The 21,161-nt window shown below is 47.5% G+C and carries 19 protein-coding genes; 12 read left to right on the forward strand and 7 right to left on the reverse strand.

The genetic code is table 11. From position 1 onward, the window contains the following. Positions 1-52: 52 nt before the first annotated feature. The 3 genes from B0680_RS09885 to B0680_RS09895 form a co-directional block, all read right to left on the reverse strand. Positions 53-2,365, reverse strand: a complete 2,313-nt coding sequence (locus B0680_RS09885; protein ID WP_078254930.1) for an NADP-dependent malic enzyme — start codon at positions 2,363-2,365, stop codon at positions 53-55. Positions 2,366-2,516: 151 nt separating this feature from the next. After that, on the reverse strand, positions 2,517-3,521 hold the full coding sequence (gene hemB, locus B0680_RS09890; RefSeq protein WP_078254931.1) for a porphobilinogen synthase: 1,005 nt from the start codon (positions 3,519-3,521) through the stop codon (positions 2,517-2,519). A gap of 195 nt (positions 3,522-3,716) precedes the next feature. Then, positions 3,717-4,205, reverse strand: a complete 489-nt coding sequence (locus tag B0680_RS09895; RefSeq protein ID WP_078254932.1) for an MCR_0457 family protein — start codon at positions 4,203-4,205, stop codon at positions 3,717-3,719. Positions 4,206-4,437: 232 nt separating this feature from the next. Between B0680_RS09895 and ruvB the strand changes: the two genes are divergently transcribed. The 8 genes from ruvB to B0680_RS09935 all read left to right on the forward strand — a co-directional run bounded on the left by ruvB (position 4,438) and on the right by B0680_RS09935 (position 11,605). Then, the gene (gene ruvB / locus B0680_RS09900; RefSeq protein WP_078254933.1) at positions 4,438-5,433 is read left to right on the forward strand and encodes a Holliday junction branch migration DNA helicase RuvB; all 996 of its coding nucleotides are present in this window, start codon (positions 4,438-4,440) and stop codon (positions 5,431-5,433) included. A 92-nt stretch (positions 5,434-5,525) separates the two neighbouring features. Then, positions 5,526-6,062 carry a DUF3465 domain-containing protein gene (locus B0680_RS09905; protein ID WP_228143797.1) on the forward strand — a complete coding sequence of 179 codons (537 nt, stop codon included), beginning with the start codon at positions 5,526-5,528 and terminating at the stop codon, positions 6,060-6,062. Between the two features lie 59 nt (positions 6,063-6,121). After that, positions 6,122-7,384, forward strand: a complete 1,263-nt coding sequence (locus B0680_RS09910; RefSeq protein ID WP_078254934.1) for a phospholipase A — start codon at positions 6,122-6,124, stop codon at positions 7,382-7,384. Positions 7,385-7,400: 16 nt separating this feature from the next. Then, complete coding sequence (locus B0680_RS09915) at positions 7,401-8,162, forward strand: ComF family protein (protein WP_143821420.1); 762 nt, start codon at positions 7,401-7,403, stop codon at positions 8,160-8,162. Next, positions 8,159-8,701, forward strand: a complete 543-nt coding sequence (locus B0680_RS09920) for a prepilin-type N-terminal cleavage/methylation domain-containing protein (RefSeq protein ID WP_078254936.1) — start codon at positions 8,159-8,161, stop codon at positions 8,699-8,701. The genes B0680_RS09915 and B0680_RS09920 overlap by 4 nt, the downstream gene beginning before the upstream one ends. Beyond that, positions 8,698-9,726 (forward strand): hypothetical protein, encoded by a 1,029-nt coding sequence (locus B0680_RS09925; protein ID WP_078254937.1) that lies wholly within the window; start codon positions 8,698-8,700, stop codon positions 9,724-9,726. Before B0680_RS09920 ends, B0680_RS09925 begins: the two co-directional genes overlap by 4 nt. Next, entirely contained in the window at positions 9,723-10,505 is a 783-nt protein-coding gene (locus B0680_RS09930) for a hypothetical protein (RefSeq protein WP_078254938.1), read from the forward strand. Before B0680_RS09925 ends, B0680_RS09930 begins: the two co-directional genes overlap by 4 nt. A gap of 347 nt (positions 10,506-10,852) precedes the next feature. Next, a complete protein-coding gene (locus B0680_RS09935) occupies positions 10,853-11,605 on the forward strand; it encodes a hypothetical protein (protein WP_078254939.1) in 753 nt (250 codons plus the stop codon). A 140-nt stretch (positions 11,606-11,745) separates the two neighbouring features. Here the strand turns inward: B0680_RS09935 and B0680_RS09940 are convergent, their stop codons facing one another. Then, positions 11,746-12,315: a 4'-phosphopantetheinyl transferase family protein gene (locus tag B0680_RS09940; protein ID WP_078254940.1), complete on the reverse strand. Its 570-nt coding sequence runs from the start codon at positions 12,313-12,315 to the stop codon at positions 11,746-11,748. Between the two features lie 74 nt (positions 12,316-12,389). Beyond that, on the reverse strand, positions 12,390-12,911 hold the full coding sequence (gene pal / locus B0680_RS09945) for a peptidoglycan-associated lipoprotein Pal (protein ID WP_078254941.1): 522 nt from the start codon (positions 12,909-12,911) through the stop codon (positions 12,390-12,392). A 337-nt stretch (positions 12,912-13,248) separates the two neighbouring features. Here pal and pepN point away from each other — a divergent pair, with 337 nt between their 5' ends. The 4 genes from pepN (at position 13,249) to B0680_RS09965 (ending at position 18,869) form a co-directional block, all read left to right on the forward strand. Next, positions 13,249-15,828, forward strand: a complete 2,580-nt coding sequence (gene pepN / locus B0680_RS09950) for an aminopeptidase N (RefSeq protein ID WP_143821421.1) — start codon at positions 13,249-13,251, stop codon at positions 15,826-15,828. A gap of 140 nt (positions 15,829-15,968) precedes the next feature. Then, positions 15,969-16,670 (forward strand): DUF805 domain-containing protein, encoded by a 702-nt coding sequence (locus B0680_RS10930; protein ID WP_211271277.1) that lies wholly within the window; start codon positions 15,969-15,971, stop codon positions 16,668-16,670. A 133-nt stretch (positions 16,671-16,803) separates the two neighbouring features. Further along, positions 16,804-18,159 (forward strand): 3-deoxy-D-manno-octulosonic acid transferase, encoded by a 1,356-nt coding sequence (locus tag B0680_RS09960; RefSeq protein WP_078254942.1) that lies wholly within the window; start codon positions 16,804-16,806, stop codon positions 18,157-18,159. Then, positions 18,156-18,869, forward strand: coding sequence for a 16S rRNA (uracil(1498)-N(3))-methyltransferase (locus B0680_RS09965; protein ID WP_078254943.1), 714 nt, complete (start codon positions 18,156-18,158; stop codon positions 18,867-18,869). Before B0680_RS09960 ends, B0680_RS09965 begins: the two co-directional genes overlap by 4 nt. A gap of 82 nt (positions 18,870-18,951) precedes the next feature. Here the strand turns inward: B0680_RS09965 and B0680_RS09970 are convergent, their stop codons facing one another. Together B0680_RS09970 and B0680_RS09975 are read right to left on the reverse strand one after the other, a co-directional pair. Continuing rightward, positions 18,952-19,848, reverse strand: a complete 897-nt coding sequence (locus tag B0680_RS09970; protein WP_078254944.1) for a DMT family transporter — start codon at positions 19,846-19,848, stop codon at positions 18,952-18,954. A gap of 81 nt (positions 19,849-19,929) precedes the next feature. After that, positions 19,930-21,156 carry a GDSL-type esterase/lipase family protein gene (locus B0680_RS09975; protein WP_078254945.1) on the reverse strand — a complete coding sequence of 409 codons (1,227 nt, stop codon included), beginning with the start codon at positions 21,154-21,156 and terminating at the stop codon, positions 19,930-19,932. Positions 21,157-21,161 lie beyond the last annotated feature (5 nt).

Consider the following 21,161-nt stretch of genomic DNA (forward strand, 5'->3'; position numbering starts at 1 on the left):
ACTTTTGGGGTGCGGCTCACGCTTGGGCTGACATTTTTGGGGCTTGGCAGGATTACTGCGCAGCTTTTTGAGCTTCGGTTACCGCAACCGCTGTCATATTGACGATACGGCGAGCGGTCGATGATGGTACTAGGATATGTACCGGTTTTTCTGCGCCTAGCAGGACAGGGCCGATGGCTGCTGAGCCAGTCGCCGCCTTGATTAGGTTAAAGGCGATGTTGGCAGCGTCAAGCGTCGGCATGATAAGTAGGTTCGCTGAGCCATTGAGCGTGCTAAATGGATGGTTCTCTTCACGCAGGCGAGCATCTAGTGCGGTATCGCCGTGCATTTCGCCATCAAATTCAAAGTCCACATTCATCTGAGTCAGTAGCTCATGCACACGGCGCATTTTGATGGCAGATTCTTTGTTTGATGTGCCAAAATCAGAATGCGACAGCAATGCCACTCGTGGCTCAACGCCAAAGCGACGCACGCTCTCGGCTGCCAAGACAGTCATCTCAGCCAGCTGTTCGGCGGTTGGGTCTTCGTGGATGTATGGGTCGGCGATGAATAGGGTGCGGTTTTGCATAATGACACCGCTCATGGCGTAGTAGTCACTCACGCCTTGACGCTTGCCAATCACACGGCGGATGTAGTTCAAGTGCAAATCGTAGTAACCAAACGTACCACATAGCATACCATCAGCATCACCTTGTTCAACCATCATTGCACCAAGTAGCGAGCTCTTACGGCGCATATCACGGCGAGCCAGCTCTTCTGAGACACCAAGACGCTGATTGTGCTTGAGATAATGTTTCCAGTAGTCGTCATATTTTGGATTGTCATTAAAATCAACCACTTGAACATTGCCACCTAGATGCAAGCGTAGGCCAAGTGCATCAATTTGGCTTTGGATGACTTCTGGGCGACCGATGACGATTGGTTTTGCCATATTTTCATCGACGACGACTTGGATAGCACGTAGGACGTTTGGATCTTCACCTTCAGCATAGACGATACGTTTCGGATCGCTCTTGGCTTGGGTAAACACAGGTTTCATCGCCAAGGCTGAGTTATAGACGAACTCAGAGAGTTTTTGACGATAGGCATCAAAGTCTTCGATTGGCAATGTCGCCACGCCAGAGTCCATCGCAGCTTTGGCGACCGCAGGGGCGATTTCTAGGATTAGATTTGGCTCTAGTGGGCCGGGGATTAGGTATTCACGACCAAAGCCTGTGCCTGCACCTTTGCTCTTTTCGGTTTCAGAGACTGATACTTCGGTATGCGCCATCGCAGCAATAGCGTGTACGCAGGCGATTTTCATCTCTTCATTGACGATGGTTGCGCCAACATCTAGCGCACCACGGAAGATATATGGGAAGCACAGGGCGTTATTGACTTGGTTTGGATAGTCAGAACGGCCTGTCGCCATAATGACATCTGAGCGAGCTGCATGAGCAAGCTCAGGCATGATTTCAGGTGTTGGGTTGGCTAGGGCAAAGATGATTGGGTCTTTTGCCATGCGTTTAACCATCTCAGGAGTCAAGATGCCAGGACCTGATAGACCTAAGAAGAAATCAGCATCGCCGATGACTTCATCAAGGGTGGTTGCATCGGTATCTTGGGCGAAACGCTGTTTTGATTCGTCAAGATTGTCACGGCGAGTGGTGATAACGCCACGAGAGTCAAGCACAAAGATGTTTGAGCGAGTGACACCCAAAGCAATAATCAGCTCAAGGCAGCTAATCGCAGCAGCGCCTGCACCCGAGCAGACAATCTTAATATCAGCGATATTTTTATTCACCAGTTTTAGGGCGTTCAATAGCGCAGCGGCGGCGATGATGGCTGTACCATGTTGGTCGTCATGGAATACGGGGATATTCATGCGTTCACGCAGTTCACGCTCGATTTTGAAACATTCTGGCGCTTTGATGTCTTCTAGGTTGATACCACCAAAAGTCGGCTCAAGGCTTGCCACCGCTTCGATGAACTTATCAGGGTCGTTTTGGTTAATTTCGATGTCAAAGACATCAATACCGGCGAATTTTTTGAACAAAACGCCTTTACCTTCCATCACAGGCTTAGATGCCAATGCACCGATATTGCCCAGGCCAAGTACCGCCGTACCGTTGGTGATGACACCGACTAGGTTGCTACGAGCGGTGTATTTGGCGGCAAGTTTTGGGTCTTTTTCGATTTCCAGACATGGGACAGCTACACCCGGTGAATATGCCAAAGCAAGGTCACGCTGGTTGGCGATTTGTTTGGTTGGGGTGACTGCAATCTTACCTGGGCGTGGGTGCTCATGATAATGCAGTGCAGCTTGTTCAAACTGCTGTTTTTGTAGTTGCGCATCGGTGATGGCGGTATCGTTTTCGATTGTCATAATCAATTCCGTCTTTTAAAAATCGTTTGCAGGTGCAAACAGGTGCTTCATGTAGAATTAGTATAAAATTTATCAGCATTTTAGCATGATTTTAACAAAATAACGCTGATAAATTAATAAAAAATAGTAGGGTAACTTTTAACTTGTGCGTTCATACTTTTTCGTTGAGTAGGCGTGCAGCATCGAGTGCAAAATAGGTCAAAATCCCATCACAGCCTGCTCGGCGAAATCCTGTCAAGCTCTCTAGGATGACCGCTTCACTAAGCCAGCCGTTTTGGATGGCGGCCATGTGCATGGCGTACTCGCCCGAGACTTGATAGGCATAAGTTGGCACACCAAAGTTATCTTTGACTTCTCGCACGATGTCAAGATAAGGCTGACCCGGTTTGACCATCACCATATCAGCGCCTTCTTTGATGTCTAGGGCGACTTCGTGTAGGGCTTCGGCTCGGTTGGCAGGGTCCATTTGGTATTGTTTTTTATGGCCTTTTAGGTTGCCGCTACTGCCGACTGCATCACGAAATGGCCCATAGTATGCCGATGCATATTTGGCAGAATATGCCATGATAGCTGTATTAACAAAGCCAGCTGATTCAAGCGCATCACGCATCGCACCAATGCGACCATCCATCATATCGCTTGGGCTGATGACATCGGCGCCTGCTTGGGCGTGGGCTAAGGTTTGCTTGACGAGCGCTTCGGTGGTGATGTCGTTCATCACATAGCCTGTCTCGTCGATGATGCCATCTTGACCATGCGTGGTATAAGGGTCGAGCGCCACATCGGTCATCACAATCATATCAGGCACGGCATCTTTGATGGCACGCACCGCACGCACGGCAAGCGTATCAGGATGATAAGCATCTTGACCATCAGCGGTCTTAAGACTAGGATTAATCACAGGAAAAATATCAATCATCCGCACGCCTTCGGTATGCAGTACCTTGACATAGTTGATAAGCAGGTCAATCGTGTAGCGATAGACATTAGGCATACTGGCGATGGCTTGTTTTTCGCCTGTGCCTTCGATGACAAATACAGGGGCAATCAGATGGCAGGGGGCTAGATGCGTCTCACGCACCATCTCACGAATGCCGTCGCTGACACGCAGGCGACGCAGGCGAGTATTGGGAAATTGGCGATTGAATGTGTACATAACATACCCCTTGTAAGAAACATGGTGCGCAACTTAGTGTAAGCAACTTGGGGTATTATAACAAAATTTGGCGTAAAAATGGTGCTTTTGTTGGATATTTTTATGAAAAAAATATTATAATATTATAAACAAAATAGATAAAATCATGCCAAGTGTAAAAACAAGTGGGCGATTCAATGAATAAAACTTACTCACTCAAAACGACATTTCGGCAAATTCACGGCATAAAGCACGGTTTTCGGCGGCAGGGTAGCTGGCTGTCCATGCACGGACATTGTGCAGGACGGCACGATAATCTCGCTGCATCGATAGCTGACGCAGGCTTTGTTGGGGATTGCTTGAGCGTGGCATAAACTGACGCAGTTGGCGATTATAAGCCTTGTCAAATCGCACTCGCTGTTTTTCGTTCAGGACAGGCGGGCAGATTTCTGACAGCACCTGAATCAATGCCAATTCATACTGACTGACGGTGATGTAGATGTCTTGACTGGCAGGCTGCACGCTCGTTACTCGCTGATAGCGACCATTATTCGACGCATCAGCAGTAGTGCAAAATGCCATCCCAAGCATCAGCACCAACAATAACGCAGGCAATGACAGTGCTTTGGGCGACAAACCCATAGGCTGTGCAAATGACGGTATCCGATAAGTGGCAAGTGTGCGTTCAAAAGCTTGGTTTTTCATCATAAGAATCACGAAAGTGTTTGGAACTTGCTTATGATACTGTGTTGAACAAAAAAAATCCGCTTGTTAAGTGTATGTGTATTGTAGATTTTATCCAGTTTTAGCAACACTTGGGAAAAATTTAGCCCAATTGTAAGCAGTTTTTGGCAAAAGTAGGCAAATGGTAATATTTGCAAGCTGTCCGAAAAACTGTGCTAAAATAGCGAAAATTTTTGTTGTGTGATGCAAAACCATGCTAGACAATCGCCTAATTGACCCAAATACCAAAAAAGAAGATGCCACCGACCGTGCCATTCGCCCAACTTCTTTGGCTGATTATATCGGACAGCCTGATGTCAAAGAGCAGATGGGGGTATTTATCCAAGCGGCACGCAACCGTGATGAAGCGCTTGACCATACGCTGATTTTTGGCCCACCAGGGCTTGGTAAGACGACACTTGCTAATATCATCGCTCGTGAGATGGGGGGTAATCTGCGTTCGACATCTGGCCCTGTGCTTGAGCGTGCAGGGGATTTGGCGGCGATGTTGACCAATCTTGAAGCAGGTGATGTGCTATTTATTGATGAAATTCATCGATTGAGCCCTGCTATCGAAGAGATTTTGTACCCCGCGATGGAAGATTATCAGCTAGATATCATGATTGGTGAAGGGCCGGCGGCTCGCTCGATTAAGCTTGATTTACCACCATTTACACTGGTGGCGGCGACAACACGAGCGGGGCTTTTGACATCGCCGCTGCGTGACCGCTTTGGGATTGTACAGCGACTTGAATTTTATAATGTGGCGGATTTGACGACGATTGTCAAGCGTTCGGCTCGCTTGATGGGTGTGCAGATGGAACATGACGGTGCAACCGAAGTGGCTCGCCGTAGCCGTGGCACGCCCCGCATCGCCAATCGTCTATTGCGCCGTGTGCGTGATTATGCCGAAGTCAAGGGTAATGGCATTGTCACCGAGCAATTGGCATCGGCAGCACTGGATATGCTTGCGGTGGATAAGCAGGGGCTGGATCAGCTTGACCGTCGTTATTTGATTGCATTAAAAGAGCGGTTCAATGGCGGGCCTGTGGGTGTTGAAGCGCTGGCAGCGGCACTTGCCGAAGATCGTGGCACACTCGAAGATGTCATTGAGCCGTATCTGATCCAACAAAAATACATCGACCGCACCCCAAAAGGGCGAGTGCTGGCTGAACTTGCCATTCGCCAAAATATTGTCGATGCCTTGTAATTACAAAAATACTAGGGCAAATCCAAAAACTTTGCTATAATAGACTGTTTGCCGATTGATTATCGGTGTTTTTTTTGAGTGATTGAACTATGATGAAATTTTGGCAAATTGGCAGTGTGGCGCTCATGTCGATGTTGGCATTGAGTGCGTGTAATGGCGATGGCGAAACTGCAACGACAGCAACGGCACAAAGCAAGCAAACAGCAACCAGCACCACCCAAGATGGTGGCAAGCAGACGCAAGAGAATAACGCCCAAGCCAATAAGCAAAACCAAGCAAAATCATCGCTTTGTAATAATGAGCTGATTGTCAAAAGCTATCAAGCCAAAAAATCTGATGTCCAAGTGCGTGGCTGTGGCAAAGTCAAAGCACTCTTGGCAGATGACAACAAAGGCAGTCGCCACCAAAAATTCATCGTCAGTCTCGATGGCCAAAAACAAACCATCTTGATTGCGCATAATATCGACCTTGCCCCACGAGTGGATGCGCTTGCTAAGGGTGATTGGGTGGATTTTTATGGCGAATATGAATACAGCGATAAAGGCGGTGTGGTGCACTGGACGCATCATGACCCAGCTGGTCGCCATCAAGGTGGCTATATTGAGCATCAAGGCGAACGATTTGAATAAATAAATTGTTTTTTTATATTAAATAGTTATCAAGTATAACAAGTAGTAATGAGTAGTTTATGAAGTTAAAATTTGTACCGACTGCTTTGGGTTTGGGCTTGAGCATTGCGATGATGCCTACCGCTTGGGCAAATGAGCCAAGCTCAATGGCTATCCCGACACCACAGCCAACCGCCAATCAAGCATTGCCTGAAGTGGCACAATCATCAGCACCTGCCATCACTACCCGACAGCAGGGCGAAGAGCTGTTTTATGAATGTGCAACACTGATTAATGATGCGATGCGTTTGGCGTGCTTTGATGCTATTGCCCAAGGTGAAGTACCAAGCATGACCGTCCAAAAGCGTCAGATTGCTTTGTCAAATACAGTCAAAAGCACCATCAAAGGCGAGCCGCAGGTCGTCTATGCCGAAGAAGGTGCCAAAACCGCCATCACCAAAAAAGATGGTGAAATGCTCCCTGAAGACATCCAAAACCTAAAAACAGCCTCTGAACGCTACACGCCACTGAGCATTGCCTTTGATTTGGACAAAAACAACACCGGTCTGTGGACGGCACGCCCGCACAACCCGATGTATATTTTGCCAATTTATTTTAATGCCAATCCAAACCGCCACCCAAGCACGCCAACGCAAGCGCAGGTGGATTATAGCCAAAATGATATGCGTATCCCTGAGCTGAAGTTTCAGTTGTCAGTCAAGGCAAAAGCGGCTGAGAACTTGCTAGGTACGGACGCTGATTTGTGGCTTGGCTATACTCAGCAGTCGCATTGGCAGGTGTATAATGAAGATAATTCACGCCCGTTCCGTGCGCATGATTATCAGCCAGAGATTTTTGTCACTCAGCCTGTCAAGGCGGATTTGCCGTGGGGCGGTCGCTTGCGTATGCTAGGTGCTGGTGCGGTACATCATTCTAATGGTGAAGATGACCCGTTATCACGCTCATGGAATCGTGCCTATGTGATGGCAGGTATGGAATGGGGTAAATTGACCGTGATGCCACGCCTGTGGGCACGAGTGGCAACGGGTGAATCAAGTGGTAAGCCTGATGACAACCCTGATATCATTGATTATTATGGCTATGGTGATGTCAAATTCTTATATCCGCTCGATAATGGTGGCAATCTATCGGGCACAGCTCGCCTAAATCCTGCCACTGGCAAAGGTGCGCTACAGCTTGACTATGTCCATCCGATTGATAAAGGTATCAGTGGCTATGTGCAACTGTTTCATGGCTATGGTCAGTCAATCATTGATTATAATGCCGAAACCACAGGGGTGGGTGTCGGTGTGATGCTCAATGATTGGATGGGCTTGTACTGATATTACGCAGTCGATGATGCCAACATTGCCAAACATGACCAACGTTGGTCAATCCAAATCCGCCAAAGCACCCGTGCCAAAGCGGATTTATTTTGTGCCATATCAAACAGCTCGATGGCTGCACCGCTTGCATGGGCGATGTGCGGTGTGTGGCTTGGCACGTCATCAAGGGGTGATTTGTCAGACGTGTCGGTCTGTGATACCACAACGAGTGCCAGCACGGCAATTGACCCTTGATACCGCCATGACGACGACACGCACTGTGCGACTGTACCCTGTCAGCTATTATCAATATCCTGTGAACCGCTTGATTACTCGGCTAAAAGACCATGAAGATGTGGTGGCATTGATGGCGTTAGGCGAATTATTGCGTACGATGCCAAAACCATCGGTCTGCCATGCGGATAATACCGTCATTATCCCTGTGCCGACGACCACCAGCCGTATCAGACAGCGGGGATTTGACCCTGTGTTATTGCTCGCCAAACATCTGGCACATCAGTGGCAGTTACCGATTTGGCAAGGGCTTATCCGACATGGTGGCAAGGTGCATCAGCGGGGATTGGATAAGCAGGCACGTATGGCGAATATTCAAGGGGATTTTGAAATGATTGGCAAGGTGCAGGCAACTTATGCCATTATCTTTGATGATGTGGCAACCACAGGCACAACCTTGCAAGCCATCGCCAAAGCGGTGCTAGCCAAGCAACCAACGCTAAAACTCATGGCAATTTGTATGGCGCATGGCTCGCCAATGATGGGACTACCTGTAGCATGAAATATCAACGAGCGGTACGGCAGAGCATGGCGCAGCAAGGATTTGGTCTTATCGAAGTGTTGGTGGCTTTGGTGATATTATCGATTGTCGTGCTTGGGTTTTTGGGCTTGATGGGTCGCTCATTGGTGCAAAGTCGTGGCAGTGATGCTCATATCTATGCCCAAGGGCTGATTGCCAATGATAGTATGGCATTGATGGGTTTAGAGTCATCTGCCAAAACTGCCTACCGTGCTCAGCTTGTCCAAATAGCCAGTCAAGCGACATCGAATGATACCATCCAAAGCTATCACAGGGCTGCGGCGGCAGTATCGATAAATTGCCAAGATGACTGCACGCAGACGCAGTTCGCCCAAAAGCTTGCAATCAACACCGCAACATTGGCAAGTCAGCAAGGTATCATCATCAGCGTCAAGCCCTGCCAATCAGGGGTATGCTGGGTGGCAAGTTGGGGCAATCAAGCCTTAGCACAGTTAAGTACTTGCCAAGCATCTGACAGTCACGGGGTGGGTGGTTGTTTGCTTATCGAAGGGTTAGAATGACGATGGGGCGATGGGCAAATAAGCAGGCTCAGCTTGGCTTTGGCTTACTTGAGCTGGTGGTGGCATTACTGATAGGCTCGCTTGTGGTGATGCTTGCCGTGACGATGTACGGTACGGGCATCAAACAGCTTGGCAATGCACATAATAGTGCCACATGGATTGATACCGATTTGCATGGCGTGCAGGCACTTAGTGCACAGCTACGCATGGCAGGGCATGGTATGCATGATGCGATGCCAAGTGCGGTGGTGATGCATCCACAGCAGGTAGCGCAGTTGCGACATCAGGCAGGTGTGATTTCTGATAAATTACTCAGTAAGCAGGCTGTCGGTGCATCAGGGCGGGGTGTTGCTATGGCATCTGACCAGTTGGTCATTTGGTATGTTGCACCGATGGATATGTGGGATTGTGAAGGCAATGCAGTTTTGGGCGCGCGCCGTGCTCGCTTGCAAGATGGTACTATGGCGACGGTTGCAGGGCAGGTGGTGATTGAGCGTTATTTTGTGAATAGCGAAGATGATGGCAGTCTATCACTACGCTGTGATTCAGCACGTTTTGTGACGGATGATATCCAAAGAGATAGCACACGAGACCGTCGGGGGATAGGCTCGGCTTTGATGAATGCTATCATTGATGCGCAAGTGGGCAAATCGGGCGTGTCATCTGCCAATACGGTGCAGGGATTTGGTGGTAATGGTGAGATTTTGATTGCTAATATTGATGGTTTTTGGGTGCGATTTTTGATAAATCATGACGACAACATCCGCCAATTATCCATCCGTGATTATCAGGCATTACCTGCGTATCCACAGGTGGCAGGCTTTGAGCTTGCAATTTTGGCAAAAGCACCAATTGCCACACAATCAGCTATGCAGACAGCGATGCAGTCATTCAAACTATTCGGCGAGACGGTGCGTATCACCGACAATCAGCCACGACGACTGTATCAGACGACGATACTACTGCCAAATGCCACCGCTGATGGTCTGCCTGTGTCGCCTTTAGCATTGGGGCAAGCGCAATGATAAAGACAATACGGGCAAAGCAGTCAGGATTTGTGCTGATTATTGTACTGGTGGCAGTGCTGATTATCAGTGCGATGGCGATGCTGATGCTCAATCAAGCAAGCACAGACACCAAAGCATCTGTGGTCGGATACCAAAAAACACAGCTGACCACCCAAGCTTGGCAAGCCATCACACCGCTATGGCAGCTCAACCATACACAGCTACACGACTTGGCGCATTCGGGCAGTTGGCTTGGACAAATGCTCGGTGCGTCAACACAGCCGATTGTCGGGTGGTATGCCTGCGGACAGGTGAGTGCAGGTGTGCTTGACATGAGCGACGGTCAAAGCGACCAAAGCAGTATGACTTGCCCTACAAACTTACCAAAATATCACGCCTATCTCACAACGCTTAATGCATCGCATTATTTGTACAAAGCATTTCATCCAAAGCTTAGCACCAGTACCCAAGCTACACCTACTGACGCACCACCATCGGATGCGTCATCGACTTATCACTATCATCTACTGCAACTGTACGCCGTTGCCACAAGCCAAAGCCACGCCAAATGCCAAACAGCATCCATGTATGAGCGACAAGCCATCAAATGCTATGGCGACATGGGCGTACCAGTGCAGGCAGTCGGGGCAAATTGGCTGATTGTCATCGAACAGCAAATCAGTGCAGATACCGCCGATACTGATGTAAATCATCTAAATGCACAAGCAGCCCAAGCAAAGCCCAAGGCAACCATCATCAAGCTTGGCGTGCATGATGTTGACATCATCCGTGAATGAGTAAAATTATCACGGCAGGATAAGCTGTTGATAGGCTATTTGCTAAGTGATTGATTATAAATTAGTTTACACCTGTAGCCTAGAATACCCAGCTACGTCTTTGTGAATAAAATTTATCCCAATGTAACATTATGTAAGCATTGTAACTAAGTACAGCAAACGGGTAAGATGTTATACACAACTCATGCATTATTTACATAAAGCCCTATAAAAACTCATTCAAAAAGGGTGACAGCGGCCAAGTTTTTGTCCTAAAATGTAACCAATGATGACAAACGCCAAAAACACGGTTAATCATCTGAGTATAAAACATTCACAAGCCAATTGGCTTAATTTGGAGAAAAACAATGAAAGCAATTAAATTGACCGCAATCGCAGGTGCAGTACTACTATCAACTTCTGCAATGGCAAATGTTGTAACTGACACTGCAAGCACTGTTGCAACTGGCACAGTAAATGCTGTTAAAGCTACCAGCTCAGCAATCGTTGATGGCGGCCGCACTTTCCTACAAACTGCAACTAAGCCAGCTGCAGTGAGTGCCGAAGTTGGTACACTAGGCTATGGTGCGAACATCACTTGGGATGCGAACGACAGCACTGCTGTGGTTGCTGGTTGGACTGGTGGTGATATCAGCATTTCAGACAAATTGTCAGTGAATGATGTCAAATATGACGTAGAAACTGACCTAAGCAACCCATACCTAGGCGTACAAGTTCGCCCAATGAAAAACTGGCTAACAGTCAACACTGGTATTATCATCCCTGACAATACCGTTACTGTTACTGCAAAACCAGACTCAGAAATCAAAATCGCTGGCACAACTTATACCAATACTGAAGTTGAGTCATTGACTGGTACAGTAAAAAGCCGTAACAATGTTGCGCCATACCTAACTGTAGGCTTCCGCCCAACCATCAATAACAACTGGGGTGTGTTTGGTGAAGTCGGTGCTGCATACACTGGTAAAGTGGATGTAGATTTGCAAGGTACTGGTACTAAAGGTGATGAAGCTGCCGCAAAAGCACGTCAAGAGATTGAATCTGAGACTGCACTGAAGTGGGCGCCGATTGCTAAACTAGGCGTAACTTACCGCTTCTAATCACTATCCGTCCAATCTTATCCGATAGTGAACAAAACGATGCTACAGTACTGTGGCATCGTTTTTTGTGGGTATTTGCCACCGGGTTTGAGCTTAACGTGATTTGTCGTGCGTTATGAAATTAAGCGGATTAATTTGGCTTAAGATTGATAAATCGCCGATAGATACAAGCTTGGATTGATATAAGCCATATAGCCATCGTGTAGTGGGATGGTGCTGTCGTTTTGTGGATGGATATGGACTAAATATTGTCCAAAATCCACACCCATACCTTGTGTCAGCGTACCACCGTTTAGCTTAATCCATGATTCTTTTAATTGCCACAGGATTTGCCGATAGATGGCTTGAGTGTCTGTTGGATAATTTTGCAAATATAAATTTTCATGATAACTAAAAAATCGCTTTGCTACCGCCTGCGAAATTGGTCGTATCTCCACATCGACACCACACGGATAAGGGCTGATAATCAGCGCCACGCAGTCTCGTGAGTGGCTAAAGCTGACAAATTCCTGCGTCTGAGCATCTGCCATCAGCCGATAAGGAAAGTTGTCATCAGATAGCACGCTTTGTTTGCCCAATCTTGATAATACCAAATACAGTAGCTCACGCACGGCAGGCGACTGTAGAGATTTATCCGCCGTTGTCATCTGTGCATATGCGATGATGGTGGATTGAGATTGGTATATCCAAGGGGGGTGAATGAGCGACATGGATGGTGGCTATTGAATAAAATTTAGACAATAAAAAAGCCCAAATAAATTGAGCTTTTTTTGGATAGGGTGAATTAATACGACAATTCGGCACGGCGATTTTGTGACCATGATGCTTCGTCTGAGCCTGTGGCGACAGGGCGTTCTTCGCCAAAGCTGACAATCTCAACATTGGCTTCTTTGACACCTTTATTCAGTAGATAACCACGCACCGCAGCAGCACGACGCTCGCCCAGTGACATATTGTACTCACGGCTACCACGCTCATCGGTATGACCTGCAACCAGCACACGAGCGGTTTCATTAGCGGTTAAGAATTTAACTTGTTCATCCAAGATGGCAGCGGCTTGTGGCTTGATGGCATCAGAATTATAGTCAAAATGCACAAGGCTAGGCAGATTTGCGGCAGCTTGTTTGATGGTGTCTGAATTATTCACCAAAGCACCACCAGTATAGGCTTTGCCTGTGTAGCCTGCAATTTGGTTTGGTGCGACAACTACATCATTGGTTTGGGCTTGTTTGCTTGCACAGCCTGTGGTGATTGTCATCACACTTGCCAAGGCGATTGCGCTTAATTTCATAGAAAAGTGTTTCATAAGACACCTATTATTATCATGCCAAGTATTACTTGGCTTAATTTGAATATTAAAAATTGCTATAAAAATCTGTTTTATTCATCAATGTTTGTATCGAATGTATCCATAGCTTGTCAGTGATGAATATATTGTGTCTATAATGACAAATTTACAACAATTTTACAAGAAGTTTTTGCATAATTAGCATTAATAAGCATCAATCTGGCTATTTGCTGAACAAACTGGATAAAATTGGTGCAACTACTTTATTCAAAATGCAAATTTTGGTAGTATGTAGCATTTTTAATCGTGGGCAAATTTGCCCCAATCATCAACCATTATAGCGATAGAGGACATCATGACAAATCAAGCACAAACACCGACCAAAATTTATCTAAAAGACTATACACCGCCAAGCTTTGAAGTAAAAAAAGTGGATTTGGATATTCAGCTATTTGACGACCATGCCACCGTCGATGCCACCCTTGAGATGACCCGCCGTCATGCAGGTGAGCTCGTGCTATTCGGGCGTAGTCTTGAGCTACAAGATATTCGCCTAAATGGTCAAGCGCTTAGCGAGAATGACTACAAAAAAGACGATGAATCGCTGACCATCCTAGATGCACCAAATGACGCTGTGGTACAAACTCGTGTGCGCATCACCCCGCAGACCAACACCACGCTTGAAGGCCTGTATCAGTCAGGTCAAGGTGATGAGCTGATGTTTGTGACGCAGTGTGAGCCCGAAGGCTTTCGCAAGATTACCTATTTTCCAGACCGTCCTGATGTCCTGACCGAATACACCACACGCCTTGAAGCACCAAAACGCTTTAAGACCTTGCTTGCCAATGGCAATTTGATTGAGTCAGGCGATGTCGGTGATGAGCGTCACTTTACCATTTGGCATGACCCAACCAAAAAACCCAGCTATCTATTCGCCGCTGTCATCGCCAATCTTGAAGTCTTAAGCGATAGCTACACCACCATCGAAGGGCGTGATGTACTGCTTGAAGTATATGCCACAGCGCATGATATTGATAAGTGCCATGTCGGTATGCAAGCGCTCAAAGATGCGATGAAATGGGATGAAGATAACTATGGGCGTGCCTATGACCTTGACCGCTATATGATTGTGGCGACCAGTCAGTTCAATATGGGGGCGATGGAAAATAAGGGTCTGAATATTTTTAATACCAGCTGTGTGCTGTCAAGCCCAGAGACCACGACCGATGAGCGTAGTTTTAATGTCAAATCGGTGATTGCGCATGAATATTTTCATAACTGGACGGGCAACCGCATCACTTGCCGTGATTGGTTTCAGCTGTGCCTAAAAGAAGGCTTTACGGTATTTCGTGACCAAAGCTTTTCGGGGGATTTTCGCTCAAAAGCGGTGCAGCGTATCGAAGATGTGGCGATGCTACGCTCGGCGCAGTTTGCCGAAGATGCAGGGACGCTAGCACATCCTGTCAGACCAGAGAGCTTTGTTGAGATTAACAATTTTTACACCATGACCATCTATGAAAAAGGTGCAGAAATTGTGCGTATGCTTGCTAATTTACTTGGCAAAGATAAATTCCGTCAAGGCACGGACGAATATTTTCGCCGTTATGACGGCATGGCGGTGACGGTTGAAGATTTCTTGTCTGCCTTGTCGGTCGCTGATGAGCGCGTGTCGCTATTTATGCCGTGGTATCGTCAGCCGGGCACGCCTGTGCTATCAGGCTCGTCTCGTGTTGATGGTGATAAAGTGGTGATAAGCCTTGCTCAAAAAACTCGCCATGTGCCAAATTATGATGCGCCGATTGCACTGCCGATTCCTGTGGATACAGCGATTTTTGACAGCGTGACAGGTGAGATGCTGGCAAGCGATATGCTGCTATTGACCAAAGACAGTGATGAGTTTGTCTTTGATGGTATCAAGCTTAGCGTCGGTGCGCACCCTGTGGTGTCGGTATTGCGTAATTTCTCTGCGCCTGTGAAGCTGGACTTTGATTATACCGATGAAGATTTGGCACGACTAGTGGCGTTTGAGACCGAAGGCTTTAACCAGTGGCAAGCTTTGCAAAGCTTAGTTAATCGCTGGCTATTTGGCAACACCGACGATACCGGTATCCTGACTGATGCGCTAAAAACAGCTGTTAATAAGCTTAAAGACACCGACCCGATGCTTGCTGCTCGTTTGTTTGATTTACCAAGCGAAAAAGAACTTGCGATGGCGTATGATACCGACTATGACCCTGTAGCGGTCAAGGCACGCCGTGATGCGCTCAAATCACTGATTGCACAGTCGCTGTCTGATGTGGCAGGCGAGTGGTATGCATCGCTTGGCAATGAAGCGTATGCTGATACGCCTGATGCTCGTGGTCGCCGATTGCTAAAAAATGTCCTACTTGACCTATCATTGACCGCAGGTATCGATGGTGCGGATGCGTGGGCGTATGCGCAGTATGATAAGGCATCATGCATGAGTGAGCGACTGGGTGCACTGACAGCGATTATTCATCATAATCTTGAACAAAAACAAGTATTTATCGATAATTTCTATGAGAGATTTAGCGATGAAGATTTGGTGATTGATACTTGGTTTAGCGCCCAAACTTCATCAAGTCATACCAGTGTCGATGAGATTGCTCGCCTAATGGCTCGTGATGATTTTGATTGGAATACGCCAAATCGTGTGCGTGCGGTGCTCGGTGCGCTCGCTGCCAAGCCAGTTCAGCTGTGGAGCGAAGCAGGCGTGGCACTGTATTTGTCAGCGGTGGAGCGACTTGACGGCAGTAATCCGCTTTTGGCGGCTCGTCTATTGACGGCATTGGCTCGTTGGCAGACATTATCTAGTGAGCCAAAAACAGTGGTCAAAGCCAAACTTGAACACCTACAAACCAAAGCCAGCTCAAAAAATGTGCTTGAGTTCTTGGGCAATATGCTAAATGGCTGATGCTGGGTTTGAGATGATTATAAAGACAGGTTTTCGCCTGTCTTTTTTAATTTTGTCCTGTAAATGATTGTTGCTAATTATAAAAAGTGTTATAATGATTTGTTTATTAAAAAATTGATTAACACAATGATGAGTATCTGATGAAAGGTAAGATTTTAGATTTTTCGGTGGCGCAAGGCGGTGGGCTGATTCTAAGTAGTGATGGCACACGCTATTTGTTCAATGCTGACCAGTGGCATGGTCAAAGCTTGCCAAAAGCAGGGCAGGATGTGGATTTTAATATCGATGATACGCACAAGGCGATTGATATTTATCCTGATGTCTATGCGATGCCTGCGCAGAGTCAGACGGTGGCTAAGCTTGATGAGATTGGTAATAAGGTTGGCGATTCGTTTAATAAATTTGCCACTGATATTAATAACAGCTTGGTCAAAATCAACAGCAAAGAAACGCCTGCGACTTTTGTGGATTATGCGGTGCAAACCGTCACCAAAAATTATGCTAATTTTAATGGGCGAGTTCGTCGCAAAGAGTATTGGGGCACGATGCTTGTGTATATGATTGTCGCTGTTATCCTGTCTATGTTGATGAATATCACCTTTTGGATATCAGAATATTTGTCGTACTTTTTTGTGCTTGTGGCGTCGATTTTTTATTTGGCGATGATTGTGCCAATCATTGCGCTGACCGTGCGTCGCCTGCATGATGTGGATAAATCAGGCTGGTGGTATTTTATTTCGCTTGTACCACTCATTGGTGGGATTTGGCTATTAATTTTGCTATGCACCGAAGGCACTCGCGGTGAGAATCAATTTGGCGCTGACCCAAAGATGCTTGAGTGATAATGGCGTGTCGATTATCACAAGACAGGTTTGCGCCTGTCTTTTTTATTGGCAAGTATTATCGCCATCATGGGGCGAAAATGCTACAATACGCCAATTATTTACACTAATTATTTGCTAGTATTTTTAAATTATGATGCCTGTTGCCCCGCCATTGTATTATAAAGTCGCCATCAGCTTACTTGCGCCCATCTATCGAATGATGGTCAAGAAAAAATCCCGCCACAGACCGACCTTGACTCGTGAGCTGGGTGAGCGGTTTGGTGAGCAGTATCTGCCTGCACCAAAGGCGGATAAGGGGGTGATTTGGTGTCATGCTGTTTCATTAGGTGAGCTAAATACCGCTTATCCATTATTAAAAAAACTGCTCGATGCTGGTTTTGGCTTATGGATTAGCAGTACCACGCAGACGGGCTTTGAGCGAGCGAGTCGATTATTCGTTGATGAGATTGAGCAATCACGGGTGTCGCATAGCTTTGTACCTGTGGATAGCCCTGTGGCGATACAGCGATTCTTGGCTCATGTACAGCCTGTGATGACGCTGTTTATCGAGACCGAACTGTGGGCGAATACTTTATATGAACTAAAAAAACAACACATCCCTGCACTGATGGTCAATGCTCGACTAACGGACAAATCTTATCAAGGCTATGCCAAAATCACTAAGGTCAGCCGTAGTATGATGGCAAATTTGGATAAAATCATTGCCCAAGATAGCGACTCTGCCAAGCGGTTTTTGGCACTTGGGGCGAATAATGCGCAGGTTGTGGTGGTTGATTCGCTCAAATGGGTCAGCCAAAGCGGTCTAACCCCTGCCAATCAACAGCTTGCCAAGACAATGGCGGATGTGATTCATACTGCGGGCAGGCGAGCGGTGTGGACGATGGCAAGCACCCACGATGGCGAAGAGTTGCTGGCACTCAGTGCACATCGTCAGCTGATTGATAAACTACAAAGCCTGTCCAATCAACAGGCTAACCCGTTATTAATCCTAGTGCCACGCCATCCCGAACGCTTTGATGCGGTGTATCAGCTGTGCTGTGAAATGGGGCTTGTGACTGCTAGACGCTCGGCAAATGATGTTATTACAGCCGAGACGCAGGTGTATCTGGCGGACACGATGGGCGAGCTGATGGCATGGTATCAGCTGTGTGATGTGGCGGTGGTGGGCGGCTCATTTGTGCCTGTAGGTGGGCATAATCCGATTGAGCCGGCAAGTCTTGGCAAGCCGATTATCATGGGTAGCTATGATGATAATTGTCATCTATTGACCAAAGAGCTGCGCAAAGCGGGTGCGCTGGCGCAATTGGACGCCACAGATGCACAAGTAGCAGATAAGCTTATCGAAGCGTTGGTGCAGACCTATGTCTATCACTGGAGTGGTGAGCAGGGCGAACGACTTGTCAAAGCCAAGCAATCAGCACTGACGCATCAGTTTGATGAGATTATGAGTGTGCTACATCATACAGAGGATGGGCATGGATTATGAATATTATCTTATTAAACCCAAGCGACATCACAGGAGAGACGGCACGCATCGATGACAAGGCGACCATCACGCATATCCGCACAGTGCTCGGTGCAGGTGTGGGCGATACCCTAAAGGTCGGCTGTCGTCATGGGCTTATCGGTACAGCTATCATCACGCAGATGGGTGATGATGGTATTCGTCTAGGTATGCTTAGCCTTGATAAATCACCACCGCCGAAGCTGAATCTCACTGTCATATTGGCACTGCCCCGTCCAAAGGTGCTACGCCGCCTTGTGATGGATATGACAGCAATGGGGGTAAATCGCATTGTACTTATCAACAGCTATCGCACGGACAAATCTTATTGGGGCTCGCCATTATTAAATAAAATCGATGAATACATCACCGAAGGGCTACAGCAGGGTATTGATACCGTGCCACCGCAGATTGTGATGGCAAAGCGGTTCAAGCCCTTTGTCCAAGATGAGCTACCTGCCATCATCGGCGATGGTAAGGCACTCGTGGCGCATCCGTATGCGGATATCAGCTTTGGCAGGGCGGTGCAAGATGGCTTGCCAAGCGTGCTTATCGTCGGTGCTGAAGGGGGGTTTATCCCTTATGAGATTGAGCTATTGGGCAGTGTCGGGGTGCAGGCGGTGAGTTTGGGCAGTCGCATTTTACGCACTGAATCAGCGGTCAATGCGCTACTGGGTCGATGGCTAAATTGATTTGGCTGATAAGATGGCAAATTGTCAGCTTGAGAAAGCTGTAAAGCTATCAACGGCGTATTAATCTTGGGGTATCACTTCATCAGCGGCGAATCAGGGCATTTGCCAAAGTCGCCCCAATAATTAGTGCCACACCAATCATCTGTAAGGGTAGTAGTGGCTGACCAAGTAGCGCAATCGCCAAGATAATCGCCGTCAATGGCTCAATGATGGTAAAGACCGATGCGGTCGTGGCAGGCAGTTTGTTTAGCGCAGTCATATACAGAAAAAACGGCGCAATCGTACCAACCAGACTAAGCCCAATTACATAAGCCCATGCCTGCATCGGCAGAGTAGATACCGTCTGATAAGTGGCAAAGGTCTGGGGTAAAAATAGCAGGGCAATCGCACTAAATGCCACCGAGCTAAAAAACACCATCTGTGTCGAGTGATTAAACGACATCGCTTTTTTGCCCAAAATGCCGTACAGCGAATAGCATAGCCCTGATAACAGACCGACCGCCACGCCCATATTTAGGCTAAATGTATCACCTGCCATCAAGCACGCCACACCGATGACGGCAACGATGGCAAGTAAGGCGGATTTGAGTGAGATTTGCTCGCCTAGGATAAGCTTGGCAAGCACAAGGCTGAACACAGGCGCAGTATAAAGTAGCGCCACTGCCATGCTGACACCTACCTGACTGACCGCGTAAAAATAACACAAAGTCATACCAAGCACACCGATGAGCGACTGCACGATTAGGCTTAGCCATTCTTTGGCACGCATGGTCAAAAAAGTGCGATACAAGCTTGGCAATAGCACAAGTACCATCATACCAGCGGTGACGATACGCAAGGTGGTGATGGCAAAGCTGTCCAGCCCAAGCCTGCCAAGCTGTGTCGAAAAAATCCCCAAAGTTCCCCAACAAATCCCTGCCATGATGACTTGTAGCGAGCCGATGAGTAGCGTGCGGTTTGGGGTGGTGGTTGTATGCATGACTTGGTTAATTATTCATCAAAAAAGGGAAGTTAGCATAGCATAACTTCCCGATATTACCAAGTCTTTATCAATCACGCATCAGCGGATAATACGAATGCTTGACTGGTCGTTAAGCGTGCCATTGACAGTTGGGTAATGACTGCTTGGCTGATAAAAACTACTTGGCTGATAGCCTGCGCCTGACGATAGTGAGATGATATCATCTGCCATCAGATTGCCCAGCTGTGTATAGCCTGAATGGGTGAAATGTACACCGTCTTTTGATGCTTTACCACTATTAATCCAGCCTTTCATCGAGCAGCTACCACCCATTGCGCCTTGCCAATCCCAAAACAGGGTTTGTAGGCTTTGGGCGGTTTGGCGTTGTACTTCTTGGATGTCACTGAGCTTACTTGGGCGTGTGCCACATGAGCCAGCTGTGTTTTTGAGCGCTTCAGGGGATGAGACAATCATGATGGCGCTACTTGGCGATGCTTTGCGAATTTGGGCGATACGTTCTGTCAGTACTTGGCGTACACGCTCAGGCTCGACGCTGTTGTAGGCTTCGTTCGTGCCGTAGGCTAGGATGATGAGATTGGGTGCGACGGTGGCGAGCTCATTTTGCCATGCTGCTGTATTCCAGCGACTCCAGTGTGATAGCTCAGCACCATTAATCCCGAGCGATGATACGGTTACACCTGTGCCATTAGCATTAAACGCCCACCAGCCACCGATGGCTGTATCATTCATAGTGCCATTGGCGGTGATGGTGAATGGTAGCTTGGCATGGATTTTGGCAGTTTGCCAAGTGCCGTTTTTGATGGGTGCTTCGAGTGTGAAGCGATTGCCATCGGCATCAACGCCGCTAAGCGCACCATCATACGCACCTTGTTTGATGCTGACGATGATGTTTTGGGTAGGTTCATTGCGTTTGGATTTGATGGTGAGTGTGCTACCTGCGCCATTTGGCTTGGCAATCAGACCGCCTAGTGTATAATCTTCGCTCGTGGTGCGACGGCTAGACACAGGCGTCCATTGATAATTGTCATAGCCAAATCGTGCCATGCGTTGACCGCTAAAATACATTGGCATCGCCCAGCCCATACCGCCGTTGCCATAGTGCGATTGTAGGCTTGAGCGTAGGGCGTCGGTCATGCTGTCGCCAGCGGTGTGCGAATCGCCAAGCTGTACGATATGCACCTGTTGATTGTTCAGTGCTTGTACCAATTTGTCTGTATTTGGCTCGCCATAATTGGTCAGATAAGTCGCTTGAGCGTCAAGGCATAGAGCGGACACGAGCGTGGATAAGGCAAGTTGTTTTTTCATGACAG

Origin of the sequence: Moraxella pluranimalium (assembly GCF_002014825.1) — a bacterium.
Lineage (GTDB): Bacteria > Pseudomonadota > Gammaproteobacteria > Pseudomonadales > Moraxellaceae > Moraxella > Moraxella pluranimalium.